The organism is Metapseudomonas cellulosilytica (genome assembly GCF_049334135.1).
Classification (GTDB): domain Bacteria; phylum Pseudomonadota; class Gammaproteobacteria; order Pseudomonadales; family Pseudomonadaceae; genus Metapseudomonas.
Genome location: NZ_JBHZGN010000021.1, coordinates 18,415 through 36,018, shown reverse-complemented (window position 1 = coordinate 36,018; position 17,604 = coordinate 18,415). Strand labels below are relative to the sequence as shown.

The window sequence follows — 17,604 nt, the reverse complement described above, 5'->3', positions numbered from 1 at the left end:
TCCTCGGGGGCGGCAGCAACAGTGCGGGGATACCGCGGGTCGAAAATATGATAGGCATAATTTAATTTCGCGTATATATGTCACTCGTCATTTAAATCGTCAGCCCAAGGGCGAAGCGACCAACGGAGGTATGTGTGATGAGCAATGAACAGCAGGTAGAGAAGTGCGAAACGGTTTGCGGGGCGTCGTCCGGCGTCAGCAGCGACGACTGGCAGGCCCTGGAATGGCAGCTGATGGCCCTGGCGCTGGACGACAAAGAAGAAGGAGCGCAGTCATGAACCCGTCGCGCCTGCTGTTGGTGATCCTGATGGTGCTGACTGCCCTGGGGGAAATCTCCACCCAATTGATCATTCCTGCCCTGGGCCGCATCGAGCAGGGCCTGGGCGCCGTCCATGGTGCGAGTCTGGCCGCCCTGTCGGTGTTCGTCGCCGCCTTCGGCGTGGGGCAGCTGCTATTGGGACCGCTGTCGGACCGGGTCGGCCGCCGGCCGGTGCTGATCGGCGGGCTCAGCCTCTACCTCGCCGCCACGGCCTGGATGCTGCTGGCCGACAGCATGAGTGACTTCATTATCGGGCGTGCGGTCCAGGGGTTCGGTGCCTGCACAGCGCTGGTGCTGGCGCGGGCCATCGTGCGGGATGTGTGGAAGGCCCAGGCGGCGCCGGCGCTTGCCATGACGGTGATCGGCATGCTCAGCGCCATCGCCCTGGCGCCCATGGTGGGTGGTCTGCTGACCCAGTGGGGCGGCTGGCACGCGCCGATCCTCGCTTCGCTGACCATCGGTAGCTGTGCACTGCTGACGGTGCTGGTTTTCTACCGTGAGTCCAACCCCAGCCTCGATCCCAAGGCCGGCCATCCGGCGACCCTGGCGCGGGATTACTTCGACCTGCTCAAGCAACGCTCCAGCCGCGCCCTGGCCCTGACCTTGGCAGGCACCTACGGCGCGATGTTCGCCGTGGTCGCGGGATCGTCTGCGGTTTACATCGGCCTGCTGGGACTGAGTTCCGCCGAGTACGGGCTGGCCTTCGGTGCCACCATTTCCGGCCTGATCGGCGGAGCGCTGTTCACCCGGCGGAAGATCACGCAGTTGGGGCCGCAGCGCATCGTCGGCATCGGCGTCAGCCTGGTGGCGACCGGCGCCGTCACCACCTTGCTGGTGCATGCCAGCCTGGGCTTGTCGGTACTCGGCCTCTCGCTGCCGCAGGTGCTGGTTACCCTGGGTGGCGGCATGCTGATCCCGGCTTCGGTGGCCGGCGTGGTCATGCCCAACGCCCACCGCGCGGGCCTCGCCGCCGGCCTGATGGGCTTTGCCCAGATGCTCGGCGCCACCTGCAGCGGCCTGCTGCTCGGCGCCCTGCAGGACGGCAGCGCCTGGCCGATGATCGGCGTGCAGGCATTGTTCGCCGTGGGGGCCTTCAGTGCCTTCAGCCTGATGACCCGCAAGGCGCGTGGCGCGGCTGTATCAGCGGCGGGGTGAGAGGGCGGACCCGGTGTCAGGCCCGGGCATGGATGCTGGTGCGCGCGGCGCCCCCTACAAGAGGGAAGTCCCTTTCCCGCCGGCACCTGGTTCGGCCGGGACTGGCCAGGCCGAACCGGTGCGCGGTGCATCATGCGGTGAACACGTTGATGGCGACCTCGATATTGCCGCGTGTGGCCTTGGAGTAGGGGCAGACTTCATCGGCGGCGTGGGCGAGTTTCTCGGCGACGTCCTGCGCCAGGCCTGGCGCGTGGACATTGAGCCGGGCCTGGAGGAACCACTCGGCCCCGGTCTGGCCCAGGTCCACCTCGATCTCCACGGCCAGGTCGGCTGGCAGCGTCACCTTCATCTGTGCGGCCACCAGGCCGATGGCGGCGATGTAGCAGGACGACCAGGCACCCGCGAACAGCCGCTCTGCCGTCGGGTGCGACTGGACGGCGCTCAGCACCTGCTCCTGGCCGTCGCTGCCGGACAGCTTGAGGTCCAGGCTGCCATGGGCTGCACGGGTGGCGCCATCACGGCGGCTGAGGGTGGTGTGGGTCTTGCCGGTGAACAGGACTTTGTCGATCTTGGTCATGGTGATTTCCTCATTGCTTGGGCTTGGTTTGTATCGCTAGAGATTAAATCGTATGCGATGTATTAAGACTGAAGCTGCCGCTTCTGGATGTCAAGGCGTGTCATTCGACTTCGTCCCGGGCATCCGACAAATGGTCGCGTTAGATTTGATCGCGTACGATAAAAATGCTCCGACACGACATCGCCATCAAGGATGCTTCTCGGGCGGTTTGTCCCTGGCAATTCCAGCGGTACCGAAAAAGTCGCATGCGATGTAAGATCTGGCCTTCACCCGACCTGGCCTGGTGCCAACGAGAGGAAGACAGATGAAAACCAACGAGCAGGACGCCCCCTCGGACGTGAAGCTGGCCGATTTCCTGTGCTTTGCGGTCTACTCGACCAACCTGGCCTTCGGCAAGGTCTACAGGCCGGTCCTGGAAGCGCTCGGCCTCACCTACACCCAGTACGTCACCGTCGTCGCGCTCTGGGAAGAGGACAACCAGACCGTCAGCGGCCTCGGCGAAAAGCTCTTCCTCGAATCCAACACCCTCACGCCGATCCTCAAGAAGCTCGAGGCCATGGGCCATGTCCAACGCAAGCGCGACCCGGCCGACGAGCGCCAGGTGAGGGTCCACCTGACCGCTAGCGGGCGGCGGCTGCGCGAACGGGCCTTCGACTTCAACCTGAAGGACGCCTGCGGCCTGAGTTCCCGGGAGTTCTCCAGGCTGCAGAAGGAGATAGTCGCGCTGCGCGGCAGCCTGCTGAAATTCGCACGCGACGAGGACTGAACGGGACGGATGTGTTGGTGAAAGCGCTCGGGAGCGCTTTCAATACACGTCCCGCACGTAGCGCTTGTCCCTGCTCATCGCCCCGACATAGGCCTCCGCCTCCGCGGCGCTGAGGCCGCCATGCTCGCGCACCACGGCCTTGAGTGCCGCGTCCACATCCCTGGCCATGCGGCTGGCGTCGCCGCAGACGTAGAAGTGCGCACCGTCCTCCAGCCAGCGCCAGAGCTCGGCGCCCTGTTCGACCATGCGCTGCTGCACGTAGACCTTCTCTTGCTGGTCGCGGGAGAAGGCGGTGTCCAGGCGCTGCAGGTGGCCGCAGGCCTGCCAGGCTTCCAGTTCCTCGCGGTAGTAGAAGTCCGAGGCCTCCCGTTGTTCGCCGAAGAACAGCCAGTTGCGGCCCTTGGCACCCGAGGCCTGGCGTTCCTGGAGGAAGGCGCGGAAGGGCGCGATGCCGGTGCCGGGGCCGACCATGATGATCGGCCGCTCGGGGTTGGCCGGGACGCGGAAGTGGGCGGACTTCTGGATGAAGATGGGCACCTCGCCCTGGCCCGCGCGGTCGGCGAGGAAGGCCGAGCAGACGCCGCCCCGTGCGCGGTCGTCGCACTGGTAGCGCACGGTGGACACCGTCAGGTGCACTTCATCCGGGGTGGCCAGGGAGCTGGAGGCAATGGAGTAGAGGCGTGGCTGCAGGCGTTTGAGCCGCCCCAGCAGTTCGTCCGCGCTGGCCTGGATGGGGAAGGCGCGCAGCAGGTCGGCCAGTTGCCGGCCCCAGAGCCAGTCGTCCAGTTCGGCCTTGTTCGCGGGCTCCAGCAGACGCGCCAATTCCTCGCTGCCCGACCGTTCGGCGACCAGGCGCAGCAGCTCGGGCGTGATCCTGGCGATTTCGAAGTGCCGCCCCAGGGCAGTCGCCAGGGGCAGGGTGCCCTGGTCCTTCATCGCCACTGATTGCGCGCCATCGAGGTTCAGGGCGGCCAGGACCTCGTGCACCAGCGCCGGACAGTTGCTCGGCCATACGCCCAGCGCGTCGCCGGCCTGGTAGGTGAGGCCGCTGCCTTTGAGGTCCAGCACCACCTGCCGGGTTTCCTTCGCCGAGTCCGGCGCATTCAGCACGCGGTTGTGCAGCAGGCGGCTGAGTAGGGGACGTTGGCGGCTGTAATTGGTGGGGACGGCGGCTTCGACTTCGGGTTCGGCCTCCACGCCCGCCAGCTCGGGCACCGGCTGCGCCGGGGTGGCACCGGCCAGGGCGTGAGCTACGGCGGCCAGCCAGACGCGCGCCGGTTCCTCGTAGTCCGGTTCGCAGTCCACCCGCGGGGCCAGGCGCCGCGCGCCGAGTTCCTCCAGGCGGGCGTCCAGCTTGCGGCCGAAGCCGCAGAACTGGTCGTAGTTGGAATCCCCCATGGCCAGCACGGCGAAGTCCAGGCCGGCGAGGGAGGGGGCGCCGTCAGCCGACAGGGCGCTCCACAGGGTGGTGCCATTGTCGGAGGGATCACCGTCGCCGAAGGTGCTGGCGATCAGCAGGGCGGTACCGGCGCCGGCCAGTTCAGCGGGCTGGATGGCGTCCATCGAGCGCACCGTCGCGGCGCGGCCCTCGGCCTTGAGCGACTCGGCGCAGAGGTTGGCGAAGGTCTCCGCATTGCCGGTCTGGGAACACCAGAGCACCAGCAGCGGTTTCTGCGGCGCGGGGACCGGAGCTGGCTCAGCCGGGGCCTCCCAGCTGCGGGAAAACAGGCCGGCGAGGATGCCGTCCAGCAGCAGGCGGGTGTCGGGCGCCAGGGGCGCGCTGGCCGGCAGGGTGGGCACACCGCCCAGCTTGCGGCTTTCCTCGCTGCGCAGGCCGAGCAGGTAGCCCTGCAGGTAGCGCTGTTCGGTGGGGGCCAGGCTGACATCGGCGCTGGCGTCGAGGTTCAGCAGGCGGGCGAAGGCATTGATCGGCATGTCGGCGAGTTCCTCCGAAGAGCCGGTCGCGGCGCTGGCCGTGGCCGTCTCGACTTCTACCAAGGGGATGAGCTCGGGGCTGGCCGGAGCGACGGGCGCCAGGGCGACGGCGCTGTGCTTGAATTCCGGCTGCAGCGAAATGGGGTCGATGGCGTCGCTGGTGACGGCGTTGATCGCCAGGTCCTCGCCATAGCGGTCGTTCCAGTGGAAGGGCGCGAAGCAGTTGCCCGGCCGCACACGGTCAGTGACCAGCGCCGGCAGCACCGCGCGGCCGCGGCGCGAGCGCACTTCCACCTGGCCCTTGTCGGCGATGCCGAGGCGCTCGGCATCCACCGGGTGGATTTCCACGAAGGGGCCGGGGTTGAGCTTGTTCAGGGTGGCCACCTTGCCGGTCTTGGTCAGGGTGTGCCACTGGTGCTGCACGCGGCCGGTGTTGAGCACCAGGGGGAAGGCGTCATCCGGCATGTCCGCCGGGTCCATGTGCGGACGGGGGAAGAACAGGCCCTTGCCGTGCTCGGTGGCGAAGGCGATGGCCGGGCGGTTGCCGTCGGCATCCAGCTTCGGCGCCTGGCTGACGCCGTCGTTGAGGTAGCGGACCGGGTTACGTGCGTTGGCCTCGCTGCCCGGCGCGCAGGGCCACTGCATCGGGCCTTGGCGCAGCAGGTCGAAACTGGCGCCACGGATGTCGTAGCCGGTCTTCGGGTTCCAGGCCAGCTTGATCTCTTCGAACACTTCGGCGGCGCTTGCATAGCTGAAGGCCTCGGCGAAGCCCATGGCACAGGCGACGCGGGCGATGATCTGCCAGTCCGGCAGGCTGTCCCCGGGGGCATCCACGGCCTTTTGCGTCAGGGTCAGATTGCGCTCGGAGTTGATCATCACACCTTCGGCCTCGGCCCAGAGGGCGCCGGGCAGGAGGATGTCGGCATAGTGGTTGGTCTCGGTGTCGAGGAAGGCGTCCTGGGTAATCACCAGTTCGGCGGCCTTGAGGCCTTCGATGGCCTGGCGACGGTTGGGCACGGTGGCCACCGGGTTGGTGCAGATGATCCAGCAGGCCTTGATCTCGCCTGCGCCCATGGCCTCGAACATGGCCACGGTGCCATTGCCGCCGTCGCTGCGCAGGTGGCCACGGGGCAGTTGCCAGAGGTCCTCGATGAAGTGGCGGTCGGCCTCCACCAGCAGCGAGCGCTGGCCGGGCAGGCCGGGACCCATGTAGCCCATCTCGCGGCCGCCCATGGCGTTGGGCTGGCCGGTGAGGGAGAAGGGGCCGCTGCCGGGGCGGCAGATGGCGCCGGTGGCCAGGTGCAGGTTGCACAGGGCGTTGGTGTTCCAGGTGCCGTGGGTACTCTGGTTCAGGCCCATGGTCCAGCAGCTCATCCATTCCCCGGCTTCGCCGATCCACTGGGCGGCCTTGCGGATATCCGCCTCGGGCAGGCCGGTGATGGCGGCGACCCGTTCCGGGCCGTAGTCCTCGAGGAAATCCTCCATGGCCTCCCAGCCCTGGGTATGGGCATTGATGAAAGCCTCGTCGGTGTGGCCGTTCTTGTGCAGCAGGTGCAGCAAGCCGTTGAGCAGGGCCAGGTCGGTGCCCGGCCTGATCGGCAGGTAGAGGCTGGCCTTGTCGGCAGTGGCGGTACGGCGTGGGTCGACCACGATCAGCTTCGCCCCCGCCTTGACCCTGTCCATCATGCGCAGGAAGAGGATCGGGTGGCAGTCGGCCATGTTGGCGCCGGTCACCAGGAACAGGTCGGCGCGGTCGAAGTCCTGGTAGGAGCCGGGCGGGCCGTCGGAGCCCAGAGACAGCTTGTAGCCGCTGCCGGCGCTGGCCATGCACAGCCGCGAGTTGGATTCGATATGGCGGGTGCGGATGAAACCTTTGGCCAGCTTGTTGGCCAGGTACTGGGCTTCCAGGGACATCTGCCCGGACACATAGAAGGAAATGGCGTCCGGGCCCCGGGTGTCGAGCAGCACACGCAGGCGGCTGGCGGTGTCGTGGATGGCCTGGTCGATGCCGGTGCGCACCGGGTCGCGGCTGCGTTCGTGGCGCAGGTAGGCGTGTTCCATGCGACCGGAGTCGGCCAGGGGCTTGGCGCAGGTGTTGCCCTTGGTGCACAGGCGGCCGAAGTTGGTCGGGTGGGCCTTGTCGCCGGTCACCTTGATCACGCGGTTGTCCGCCACTTCCATGACGATGCCGCAACCGACGCCGCAATAGGGACACACGCTTCGTACTGTCTTGTTCGCCATAGCCGGACCTTGCGCAGAAACGAAAAAGCGCCATGCCACCCACCGTCGGAACGGGGGAGACACGGCGCCTTTGTCGTGGGGTAGGGCAATCGGCATTGATTGCCTTGGCGGTCCTATCGCAAGGCACATGCCAAGTTGCCGCGAATCCGCTCAAGGCTTTGCGTGGCGGTGCTTGCGGGAATTTTTCGGGTGTTTTTCGGGGATGGCGAGCCGGCTTCAGGATGGGGCGCGCCAGGTGTCGGCGCACCGTTTTGGTTCTTGGCTCGGCAGGCGCCAGAAAGGCTTCCGATGCGGCGAACGAAACCTGCGCAAATCGCTGCAGGCCGCGCCGCTGCTGCGCCGGGACGTCGATCGGGGAGGCGTGTCGAGCGCCTTTTCGCGGAACTGGCACAGCCACTGCATAGGCAGGTCCAGACCCACCGCGAACAGTGCGGAGGGCGGCCCGGCAGATCAATGGCGATCGCTCCCCCGGGCCAAAGCCTGTTCACGATCTCGCGAGCTAGAGAAGAACAAGGCGCAACGACCAACGGGAGTAACAGCCGCAGGCTGGCCCGAAGGGGGAGCGCCAGCGAATCAAATGGCTGAAGACGCGGAGTTTACGAGTTGTAAATGAGCAGTCTGAAGCCATTTTCAACGCAGTTATTCCGACGCGCAGCAGATTGTGGATAGGTTTTGACAGGTGCGTCAGGCAGTGTGGCCCGGCGACACCCATGAATGAACAGGCAAAGGCGCCTGGGACGGCTGAGTCCCAGGCGTTTTTTTTTGCCCCCGAAAACGTGATTGGCTTGGGCCGGGTGCTACCTATGAACTCCAACGTCGCTTCCACTCCTGATGTGCAAACGCTGATCGTCATCGGCAATGGCATGGTCGGCCATCATTGCGTCGAGCAACTGATCGAACGCGGCGCGCTGGACCGCTACCGCATCGAAGTCTTCAGCGAAGAGCCGCTGCGCGCATACGACCGTGTGCACCTGTCGGAGTACTTCGGCGGTCGCGATGCCGAGTCCCTGGCCCTTGGTGAAGCCAGCCTCTACCAGACTCCGGGCGTGACCCTGCACCTGGGCGTGCCGGTGCTGGAGATCGACCGCGAACGCCGCGAGGTGATCACCGCCCAGGGCAATGTGCCCTACGACAAGCTGGTGCTGGCCACCGGTTCCTACCCCTTCGTACCGCCCATCGAAGGCGCCGAGGGCAACTCGCGCCTGGTCTACCGCACCCTGGCCGACCTCGACACCATTCGCGCGGCGGCGGCCGATGCCCGTCGTGGCGTGGTGGTGGGCGGTGGCCTGCTGGGCCTGGAAGCGGCCAACGCGCTGAAGTCCCTCGGTCTCGACGCCCATGTGGTGGAGTTCGCCCCGCGCCTGATGCCGGTGCAGTTGGACGACCAGGGCGGCCAGGCGCTGAAGGCGCGGATCGAGGCGCTGGGTGTCGGCGTGCACCTGTCCAAGGCCACCCAATCCATCAGCGCGGGCGAGCAATACCGCTATCGGATGAACTTCGCCGGCGAGGACTTCCTGGAAACCGACCTGATCGTCTTTTCCGCCGGCATCCGCCCGCAAGACGCGCTGGCCCGCCAGTGCGGACTGGAGCTTGGCGCCCGTGGCGGTGTGGCCATCGACGGCCAGTGCCTGACCTCGGACGCGAGCATCTACGCCATCGGCGAATGTGCCGCCTGGAACGGCAGCATCTTCGGCCTGGTCGCCCCCGGCTACCAGATGGCCCGCAGCGTCGCCACGCAGCTGTGTGGCGAAGAGGCCGACCCCTTCATCGGCGCCGACATGTCCACCAAGCTGAAGCTGCTGGGCGTGGACGTGGGCTCCATCGGCGATGCCCACGGCGCACTGCCGGGCGCGCGCAGCTACCGCTTCATCGACGAAGCCACCTCCAGCTACCGCCGCCTGGTTGTCTCCGCCGATGGCAAGCAGGCCCTGGGCGCGGTGCTGGTGGGCGACAACAGCTACTACGACACCCTGCTGCAATACGTGCAGAACGGCATCAAGCTGCCGGCCGATCCGGCCAGCCTGATCCTGCCGGCGGGCGAGGGCGCCCCGGCCCTGGGCGCCGATGCGCTGCCGGCCACCGCCACCGTGTGCTCCTGCCACAACGTCAGCAAGGGCGCGATCTGCTCCGCCATCGACGGCGGCTGCACCGATGTCGCCGGGGTCAAGGCCTGCACCAGGGCGGCCACCGGCTGCGGCGGTTGCGCGGCGCTGCTCAAGCAGGTGGTGGAGCACGAGCTCTCCGCCCGGGGCGTGGCCGTGGACAAGAGCCTTTGCGAGCACTTCGCCTACACCCGCCAGGAGCTCTACGCCCTGGTCCGCGTGGAAGGCATCGAGACCTTCGAGGAAATGCTCGCCAAGCACGGCCGTGGCCACGTGGGTTGCGAGATCTGCAAGCCGGCCATCGGCTCCATCCTGGCTTCCTGCTGGAACCGCCCGATCCAGAACCCGTGGCTGGTGCCGCTGCAGGACACCAACGACACCTTCATGGCCAACATGCAGAAGAACGGCACCTACTCGGTGGTGCCGCGCATCCCCGGTGGCGAGATCACCCCGGAAGGCCTGATCGCCATTGGCGAGGTGGCGAAGAAGTACAACCTCTACACCAAGATCACCGGCGGCCAGCGCATCGACCTGTTCGGCGCCCAACTCCACGAGCTGCCGGATATCTGGGGCGAGCTGATCGCCGCCGGCTTCGAGACCGGGCATGCCTACGGCAAGTCCACCCGTACGGTGAAGTCCTGCGTCGGCAGCACCTGGTGCCGCTACGGCGTGCAGGACAGCGTGAAGATGGCGCTGGACATCGAGCATCGCTACAAGGGCCTGCGCTCGCCGCACAAGCTGAAGTTCGCCGTCTCCGGCTGCACCCGCGAGTGCGCCGAGGCGCAGAGCAAGGACGTCGGCGTGATCGCCACCGAGAAGGGTTGGAACCTCTACGTCTGCGGCAACGGCGGCATGCGTCCGCGCCACGCCGAGCTGTTCGCCACCGACCTCGATGACGAGACCCTGATCCGCTACATCGACCGCTTCCTGATGTTCTACATCCGCACCGCCGACAAGCTGCAGCGCACCTCGGTCTGGCGCGAGAGCCTGGAAGGCGGCCTGGACTACCTCAAAGCGGTGATCATCGACGACAGCCTGGGGCTGGCCGATGAGCTGGAAGCACAGATGCAACTGGTGGTGGACCGCTACGAATGCGAGTGGGCCAACGCCATCCAGGACCCGGAGAAGCTCAAGCGCTTCCGCACCTTCGTCAACGACGGTCGTGGCGACCCGGATATCCGTTTCATCGATGAACGCGGCCAGATCCGCCCGCTCCGGGCGGACGAAGCCGAGCTTATTCCTTTGGTGGAGGAGGTGGTCTGATGAACCAAGCAAGCGTGCAATCCAGTGACGTCCGGGGCCGTTGGCAAGCCGTCTGCAACCGCGCCGACCTGGTGCCCAATTCCGGCGTGGTGGCCTGGGTGACCAATATCCAGGTGGCGCTGTTCTACCTGCCGGGAGAGGCCGGCGAGCAACTCTTCGCGGTGCAGAACCATGACCCGCTGGCGCGGGCCAACGTGATCGGCCGCGGCATCGTCGGCCATCTCGGCGGCGACCTGGTGATCGCCTCGCCGCTGTACAAGCAGCACTACCGTCTGGAGGACGGTAGCTGCCTGGAGTACCCGGAGCAGCAGCTGCGGGTGTGGCCGGTGCGCCTCGCGGGGGAAGTAGTGGAAATCGGGCTGGATTGAGATTCGGATTCGGGATCGGAAGCCTGTGGGAGCGAATTCATTCGCGAATGAACTCGCTCCCACAAGGGCAGACTGCTTCGTCGACCGGATGAGATTTGGGAGCGGGCTGCACCCGGGGCAAGGTCCTCCCCAGCAGGCAGGCTTTTCCTGTAGGGGCGAATTCATTCGCCAAGGGCAGCGCAGCTGCCCCCAGGTGCCTTTCAGGTCTCCGCTCCGGCCTGGCACCTCCCTCTCCCCCGGCCCCTCTCCCTGAAGCGGAGAGGGGTGACTCGCGCCTGACAGGGCGCAGCAATCCTGTTGCCTGATCAGTGCCTGAACCTGTGCGGAAGAGCTGGGGCAGCGACTGCGCCCCTTCAGGAGGCCGAGCGGAATCGTTGCGCAGGGGGACGAGCGGCATGGATGCCGCGAGAGGCGTGCGGGGCCATGGATGGCCCCTCACGCCGGGCCCCCGGAGCAACGATGGAGCAAGGGAACCCCGGCGAAGCCGGGGCCGGATGCCGGGGCAAGTTTTTTGGTTCCTTTTCAACGATTGGAAAAGGGACTCGCCCGGGAGGGCGAAACAGGGACTCGCCGTCCGCTCGATAATCAGCTTGGTTCAGGACGCTCTAGCAACACTTAATGCAGACATAGCCAATTCATTCGCCAAGGGCAGCGCAGCTGCCCCCTGCGGCCTTGCAGGGCAGACCTTCGGCCTGCTTGGCGAATGAATTCGCCCCTACAAGGGTGGCCGGATACGGTCCGCCATCCTCAACTGAAATCCAGCGCGCCCTGCTTGCAGCAGCGCACCAGCACTTCTTCCAGCCTGCGGTCGGGCATGGCGTGGGCGCGCAGGGTGCGGGCCGTCTTCTCCACATAGTCGCGGGTGCTGCCGTAGTGGCCGCTGGCGTTGTCGAAGACCTGGCGCAGCACGTGGTCCGGCAGGGTGCCGGCGTAGCAGGCGATATCGCGCCGCAGCACGAAGCCCAGTGCCTGCACACTGGGCCCGTGTTCCAACTGGCAGTTGAGCCACTTCGGTTGATAGGCGGCGTCGGGCATTTCCCGTTGCCAGAGGGCGAAGAGGTGTTCTTCCAGTTGTTCGTCCGGCAGCCGGTAGGCGAAGCCAGCGCAGGAGCCGCCGCGGTCCAGCCCGAGCACCAGGCCCGGTGTCTCCGGGGTGCCGCGATGAATCTGCGACCAGAGGTAGAGCCCACGGTGGTAGCCATGGATGCGCGCACGGCGGGTTTCCACCGTTGGGCATTCCGGCCGCCAGATCAGCGAACCGTAGGCGAACAACCAGACCGCACCGCCCTGATGGCGGGCCATGGTGTTTTCCAGGGAGGCGAGCAGTTCGGCGCGGGCGAGCTTTACCGGCTGCTCGAGCAGGGGCGGGTACGACAGGTTCTGGAGCGCGGGATCAGGGCCATGCATTGCTTGAAGTCAGGCTCCTCAACGACTACGCGGACAGTTTTACCAGTTGTAGCACCGGCCGCGTACTGGCGTTCGTCGAATTGCGCCGGCGATGGCCCGGCTCGCGCCGGCCAAGGTGTCGGTGGGCTGTGCGCAGATCGACAGTTGGCCGGGGCGCTGCTGTTGCCTCGGCAACAGTCCTTCAACAAGTTGCTGCCCCAGGGGCCCACGCCAGCATTCGAAATTATTGAATAACTTACTGATATTCATGGGTTTTTGTGGGTTGGTACAGATGCTGCTCCAAGGCTTGCGAGGCGTGAACGCCGCTCCTTTCCATTGCCCGCAACCTCGGAGACATGTATGAGCCAAGCCCCCATCAAGTTCGCCTATTGGGTACCCAACGTCAGCGGCGGCCTGGTCGTCAGCAAGATCGAACAGCGCACCAGCTGGGACATCGACTACAACCGCAAGCTGGCGCAGATCGCCGAGCGTTCCGGCTTCGAGTACGCCCTGACGCAGATCCGCTTCACCGCCGGCTACGGCGCCGAGTACCAGCATGAGTCGGTGGCCTTCAGTCATGCGCTGCTGGGCGCCACCAGCAGCCTCAAGGTGATTGCCGCGATTCTCCCCGGTCCCTGGAATCCGGTCCTGGCGGCCAAGCAACTGGCGACCATCGACCAGCTCACCGGCGGTCGCATCGCGGTGAACATCGTGTCCGGCTGGTTCAAGGGCGAGTTCACCGCCATCGGCGAACACTGGCTGGAACACGACGAGCGCTATCGCCGTTCGGAGGAGTTCATCCGTGCGCTGAAAGGGATCTGGACCACCGACAACTTCAGCTTCAGTGGCGACTTCTATCGCTTGCGCGACTACAGCCTCAAACCCAAGCCGCTGCAGCAGCCACACCCGGAAATCTTCCAGGGTGGCAGCTCCCGCGCCGCGCGGGACATGGCAGCGCGCGTGTCGGACTGGTACTTCACCAATGGCAATTCGGTCGAGGGCATCAAGGCCCAGGTGGACGACATCCGTGCCAAGGCCGCCGCCAACGGACATTCGGTCAAAATTGGCGTGAATGCCTTCATCATTGCCCGCGACACCGAGGAAGAAGCTCGCGCGGTACTGGAGGAGATCATCGTCAAGGCCGATCCGGAAGCGGTGAACGCCTTCGGCGATGCCGCCCGGCAGGCCGGCAGGGCCAGCCCGGAGGGCGAAGGCAACTGGGCCAAGTCGAGCTTCGCCGACCTGGTGCAGTACAACGATGGCTTCAAGACCAATCTGATCGGCACCCCGCAGCAGATCGCCGAACGCATCGTCGCCCTCAAGGCGGCCGGGGTGGACCTGGTGCTAAGCGGCTTCCTGCACTTCCAGGAGGAGGTGGCCTACTTCGGCGAGAAGGTGTTGCCGCTGGTGCGCGAATTGGAAGCGCGGCGAGTGGCGGAGGCGGCCTGAACCACTCGTGAGGCGGGTTCTCGTGCGTATGAGCCCGCCTCGCCGGCGCGGAGACCTCCAAGCAGATCGACAAGTTTTGTTGCAAGGAACTCCGTCACGCTGTCATGAAATGCGAATTTTTTGTCGTGAAATGCGAAGTCGAGAAAAGTGGCTGTCCATAGGCTTGGCCGCCATTCAGTTGGGGGCGGAGCCGCTGCAGGGCCCGCCCCGACAGTCCCGGAGTCTTTCATGGTGAAACCGCTTTTCGGATTCGCGTTGGCAGGGTTGGTCCTGTTCGGCAGTGGTTGTTCCAGCAAGGTCACCCAGCCCGAGCAGTATTCAGGCTTTCTGGCGGATTACTCGCAGCTCGAAGAAACCAGGTCCGCCAGCGGCAAGCCGGTGCTGCGCTGGACGGCAGCGGACTTCGACCCGCAGCGCTACGGCTCGCTGCTGGTGGAGAAGCCGGTCTTCCACCCCGCCCAGCCCTCTAGCGACCAGTTGAGCCAGCAGACCCTGGACCAGATCGCTACCTACATGCGCCTGGCGCTGCAGCGCGAACTGGTGGGCGAACTGCGCCTGGTGGGTGAACCGGAGGCGGACACCCTGGTGCTGCGCCCGGCCATCTCCGCGGTGGCCGTTTCGACCGAACACCTGAAGGCCTACGAGGTCATTCCGATCGCCTTGCTGGCCGCCGCCGCAACCACGGCAGCCGGCACCCGCGACCAGGAAGTGACCATCTACGCCGAGCTGGAGGCCGTGGACGCCGCCAGCGGCAAGCCCGTGGTGAGGATGGTGCGCAAGGGCCAGGGATTGAACCTGGAGAACCGCAAGACGCCGCTGGTCCTGGATGACCTCAAGCCCCTGCTCGATGACTGGGCACGGGACGCGCGTGATTTCCGGCCCTGACGGGCCTCCTTCGATCGAGCGACGAGTCGGCACCGGTGCCCGCCAGCAGGCGGGCATCGGTTCCTTTGCGTGTGCTCGCCCTTTGACCCGGGCCGAACGGCCGGGTCGTAAACCCCATGCAGGCGCAACTTCTCCGGCAGTGGACATGAGTCGGCCGGAAGAGGCGTGCCCCTGCCAACCAGGTGATTAAATGCTCAGTGATGGGATTCTCGATTACTTTGCCCTAGGCGTGCTGTTCTTCGTCGTGATCGTGCTGTTCTACGGGATCATCGTGCTGCACGACATTCCCTACGAGATCGCCAAGCACCGTAACCATCCGCACCGGGACGCCATCCACGCCGCCGGGTGGGTGAGCCTGTTCACCCTCCACGCGCTGTGGCCGTTCCTCTGGATCTGGGCCATGTTGTACCGCGAGGACCGGGGCTGGGGCTTCGGCGTGCCGCGGACGGAACTGGAGCGGCAACTGGCCGACATGCGCCAGCGCCTCGAACGGCTGGAAGGACGGGAGACCTCCCGCTCGGCCAACGTGGTAGAGGAGGCCTGACATGGACCTGTTGCTGATCCTCACCTACACGGCCATCTGCGTCGCCATCTTCAAGATCTTCAAGATTCCGCTGAACAAGTGGTCGGTGCCCTCCGCCGTGCTGGGCGGCGTGGTGCTGATCGGGACGCTGATCTTCCTGATGAACTACAACCACCCGTACTCCGAAGTGGCGCGCAGCTACTTCGTGTCGACGCCGGTGATTCCGACGGTCAGCGGCCAGGTGGTGGAGGTACCGGTCAAGACCAATCAGCCCCTGGAGAAGGGCGATGTGCTGTTCCGCATCGACCCGACGCCCTTCGAGAACAAGGTCAAATCCATCAAGGCGCAGCTGGTGTCGGCCCGCGCCGACCAGTCTCGCGCTCGTGAGCTGGCGGCGCGCAATGTCGGCAACCGCCGCGACGTGGATCTCACCACGGCGCGGGTGGATGACCTGCAGGCGCAACTGAACATCGCCCGGTTCGACCTGGACAACACCGTGGTGCGCGCGCCGAGCAAGGGCTTCGTGACCCACGTGTCGCTGCGTCCGGGGATGATGGCCTCCCGGCTGCCGCTGCGTCCGTCCATGGTGTTCATCCCGGACGAGGGGCACTACATCGCGGCCTGGATGCGCCAGAACAGCCAATTGCGCCTGACCCCCGGTGACGAGGCCGAAGTGGCTTTCGACGGCATCCCGGGCCAGGTGTTCAAGGGCAAGGTGAAGCAGGTGATTTCGGTGATCGGCGAAGGCCAGGTGCAGCCCTCCGGCAACCTGCTCAGCTTCACCGGCACGCCGCCTCCTGGCCGGGTGCCGGTGATCGTCGAGATCACCGACCCGGACTATGCCCCGTACGCGGCCCTGATGCCCGGCGGCGCCTACGGCCAGGCGGCGCTCTACAGCCAGCATTTCCACCATGTGGCGGTGATGCGCAAGATCCTCCTGCGCATGGCGGCCTGGATGAACTACATCTTCCCCTTCCATTGAGCCGGGTGCCGCTCCCGCCCCTGAGTGGGAGCGGCCCTGCCTGTCACGACTCAAGTCGTTCGGGATACATCGGTTGGCGGGCAGGAGTCGTTTGGGATTCATCGGTAGGGTGTGCCGTGCGCACCAGAGGTTGAGCATCGCGCGATGGCCGATCCCGCAATCGGTGCGCACAGCGCACCCTACGGCGGACGGGAGTCGTTCGGGGTTGTGGGTAGGGTGCGCCGTGCGCACCAGAGGTCGAGCCTCGCGCGATGGCTGACCGCGCAACGCAGCCTCAAGCTACAGGCAGAGAGGCGGCCCGCTGCCGGGGCAGGGGCCGCGGGGGGTATCAGAACTTGAGGTAGGCGGTGGCGCTGGTCTGGTCCAGGTCGACGTCGCCGACCTTCAGCACTTCCTGCTCCAGACGCACGCCGAAGTTGCGGAACACATCCAGTTCGACGCCGAGGCCGTAGGTCAGGTCCAGGTCGCTGCTGCCGCCGGTGATATCCGAGTCGGCGTCCCAGGCGTGGACACCGGCACTGGCGAAGAGGCGCAGACGGTCGCCCACCGGCACGCCGAAGTGGGCGGCAGCCTGGAGGGAGTGGCCTTCGAAGTCAGCGCGGCCGCCGCCGAAGCTGCCCAGGTCGACCCAGGCGCCTTCCACGGCCAGGTAGGGGTTGAAGCGGTAGCCGACGTAGGCCTTGTAGCTGTTGTCCTCGTCGCCCAGGGCGTGCTCGTCGATTTCCACCCGGGTCACGCCGCCACCGAGGTAGAGGCCGCGATCGTCGGCGAAGGCGCCGAGGGAGGTGATCGTCAGGACGGCGGCTGCCAGTTGTTTGCCAAATTTCATGGGTATTCCTGCAAGGTCTGTTGAAAGGGTTGGGGGAGTGTTGGGATCAGGCCGATCCCTTTTTCTGGAACTCCCTGTCCAGGCGTTCGCGAATCTGCCGCGCCGTCGCATCCATGGCGGGATAGATGTCCTCGACGGCGGGTTGCGCGGATTGCTCGATGTTCCTGCCGCTGGCGCGGTCGACGGCGCGACCCAGGGTTTCGCCGGTCCGGCCGTCGGCGACTTCGCTGTCGAAGAACAGGTAGAGGGTCTCGTCGCGCACGCCGGTGGCGTGCAGGGAGAGGCCGACCAGGAAGCCGATCGGGATGTATTCCATGACGCTCGGATCGCGCGGTTCGCGCTTGATGTCGCTGATCGAGACGCGGAGTGTCAGCGCACCCGGCCTGGGCCGGTCCACCAGGCGGTAACCGGCGGAGGAAAGTTGTTGTTCAAGTTGGCCGCGGAAGTGTCGGAGCAGTTTGTTGGTTTCCGCTTCGAACGGTGTTTGGTTGTTGTTAGGTGCGAGTGGTTTGGCCAGATCGATGAATATTGTCTTGTCGTGGTTTCTTGAAAAGGGCGCTGGGTATTTCTTCCAGGCGATGCTGTCCTCGTCTCGTTCGATGATTTGCAATGGGGCATTGGCTTGTTGTCCGGAGACAGTGGCAACGTCGATGGCGGGCGCCATCGAACAACCGAACAAGCTCAGCGAAAGCGAAAGGATGGAAAGTTCTCTGATATGCATGGGGATTCCTGTTGATGGCGCGTCGATGCGCCCGGCCCCGACACTGGGGAGTTGCCCTGGGGCCATGGCCTCGACGGCGGCGTGGCGTGCCGTCGGACGGCTC

General features: G+C 65.9%; 14 protein-coding genes. 9 read left to right on the top strand and 5 right to left on the bottom strand.

What is annotated here, in order from left to right:
- The first annotated feature begins 137 nt into the window (after window positions 1-137).
- Window positions 138-278, top strand: coding sequence for a hypothetical protein (locus ACFW0H_RS22660; protein WP_422916100.1), 141 nt, complete (start codon window positions 138-140; stop codon window positions 276-278).
- Window positions 275-1,474, top strand: coding sequence for a multidrug effflux MFS transporter (locus tag ACFW0H_RS22655; RefSeq protein ID WP_422916099.1), 1,200 nt, complete (start codon window positions 275-277; stop codon window positions 1,472-1,474). The genes ACFW0H_RS22660 and ACFW0H_RS22655 overlap by 4 nt, the downstream gene beginning before the upstream one ends.
- Window positions 1,475-1,604: 130 nt before the next feature.
- Here ACFW0H_RS22655 and ACFW0H_RS22650 read toward each other — a convergent pair whose 3' ends face one another.
- Complete coding sequence (locus ACFW0H_RS22650; RefSeq protein ID WP_422916098.1) at window positions 1,605-2,051, bottom strand: Ohr family peroxiredoxin; 447 nt, start codon at window positions 2,049-2,051, stop codon at window positions 1,605-1,607.
- A 304-nt stretch (window positions 2,052-2,355) separates the two neighbouring features.
- On the opposite strand from ACFW0H_RS22650, the gene ACFW0H_RS22645 reads away from it, so the two are divergent.
- The gene (locus ACFW0H_RS22645; RefSeq protein WP_422916097.1) at window positions 2,356-2,817 is read left to right on the top strand and encodes a MarR family winged helix-turn-helix transcriptional regulator; all 462 of its coding nucleotides are present in this window, start codon (window positions 2,356-2,358) and stop codon (window positions 2,815-2,817) included.
- A 39-nt stretch (window positions 2,818-2,856) separates the two neighbouring features.
- On the opposite strand, the gene ACFW0H_RS22640 is transcribed toward ACFW0H_RS22645, so the two are convergent.
- Complete coding sequence (locus ACFW0H_RS22640; RefSeq protein ID WP_422916096.1) at window positions 2,857-6,993, bottom strand: sulfite reductase subunit alpha; 4,137 nt, start codon at window positions 6,991-6,993, stop codon at window positions 2,857-2,859.
- An 803-nt stretch (window positions 6,994-7,796) separates the two neighbouring features.
- Here ACFW0H_RS22640 and nirB point away from each other — a divergent pair.
- A complete protein-coding gene (nirB, locus tag ACFW0H_RS22635) occupies window positions 7,797-10,358 on the top strand; it encodes a nitrite reductase large subunit NirB (protein ID WP_422916095.1) in 2,562 nt (853 codons plus the stop codon).
- Window positions 10,358-10,726, top strand: coding sequence for a nitrite reductase small subunit NirD (gene nirD, locus ACFW0H_RS22630; RefSeq protein WP_422916094.1), 369 nt, complete (start codon window positions 10,358-10,360; stop codon window positions 10,724-10,726). Before nirB ends, nirD begins: the two co-directional genes overlap by 1 nt.
- 747 nt (window positions 10,727-11,473) lie before the next feature.
- On the opposite strand, the gene ACFW0H_RS22625 is transcribed toward nirD, so the two are convergent.
- Window positions 11,474-12,133 (bottom strand): gamma-glutamylcyclotransferase, encoded by a 660-nt coding sequence (locus ACFW0H_RS22625; RefSeq protein ID WP_422916093.1) that lies wholly within the window; start codon window positions 12,131-12,133, stop codon window positions 11,474-11,476.
- A 339-nt stretch (window positions 12,134-12,472) separates the two neighbouring features.
- Between ACFW0H_RS22625 and sfnG the strand changes: the two genes are divergently transcribed.
- The 4 genes from sfnG to ACFW0H_RS22605 all read left to right on the top strand — a co-directional run bounded on the left by sfnG (window position 12,473) and on the right by ACFW0H_RS22605 (window position 15,951).
- Window positions 12,473-13,561, top strand: a complete 1,089-nt coding sequence (gene sfnG, locus ACFW0H_RS22620) for a dimethylsulfone monooxygenase SfnG (RefSeq protein WP_422916092.1) — start codon at window positions 12,473-12,475, stop codon at window positions 13,559-13,561.
- Window positions 13,562-13,789: 228 nt separating this feature from the next.
- Entirely contained in the window at window positions 13,790-14,446 is a 657-nt protein-coding gene (locus ACFW0H_RS22615; protein WP_422916091.1) for a DUF3313 domain-containing protein, read from the top strand.
- Between the two features lie 205 nt (window positions 14,447-14,651).
- Window positions 14,652-14,990, top strand: a complete 339-nt coding sequence (locus ACFW0H_RS22610) for a DUF3302 domain-containing protein (protein ID WP_422916174.1) — start codon at window positions 14,652-14,654, stop codon at window positions 14,988-14,990.
- 1 nt (window position 14,991) lies between these two features.
- On the top strand, window positions 14,992-15,951 hold the full coding sequence (locus ACFW0H_RS22605) for an HlyD family secretion protein (protein WP_422916090.1): 960 nt from the start codon (window positions 14,992-14,994) through the stop codon (window positions 15,949-15,951).
- Window positions 15,952-16,279: 328 nt separating this feature from the next.
- Here ACFW0H_RS22605 and ACFW0H_RS22600 read toward each other — a convergent pair whose 3' ends face one another.
- Both ACFW0H_RS22600 and ACFW0H_RS22595 read right to left on the bottom strand, forming a co-directional pair.
- A complete protein-coding gene (locus ACFW0H_RS22600) occupies window positions 16,280-16,780 on the bottom strand; it encodes an outer membrane beta-barrel protein (protein WP_422916089.1) in 501 nt (166 codons plus the stop codon).
- A 46-nt stretch (window positions 16,781-16,826) separates the two neighbouring features.
- Window positions 16,827-17,501 (bottom strand): DUF3313 domain-containing protein, encoded by a 675-nt coding sequence (locus ACFW0H_RS22595; protein ID WP_422916088.1) that lies wholly within the window; start codon window positions 17,499-17,501, stop codon window positions 16,827-16,829.
- Between the last annotated feature and the right edge of the window lie 103 nt (window positions 17,502-17,604).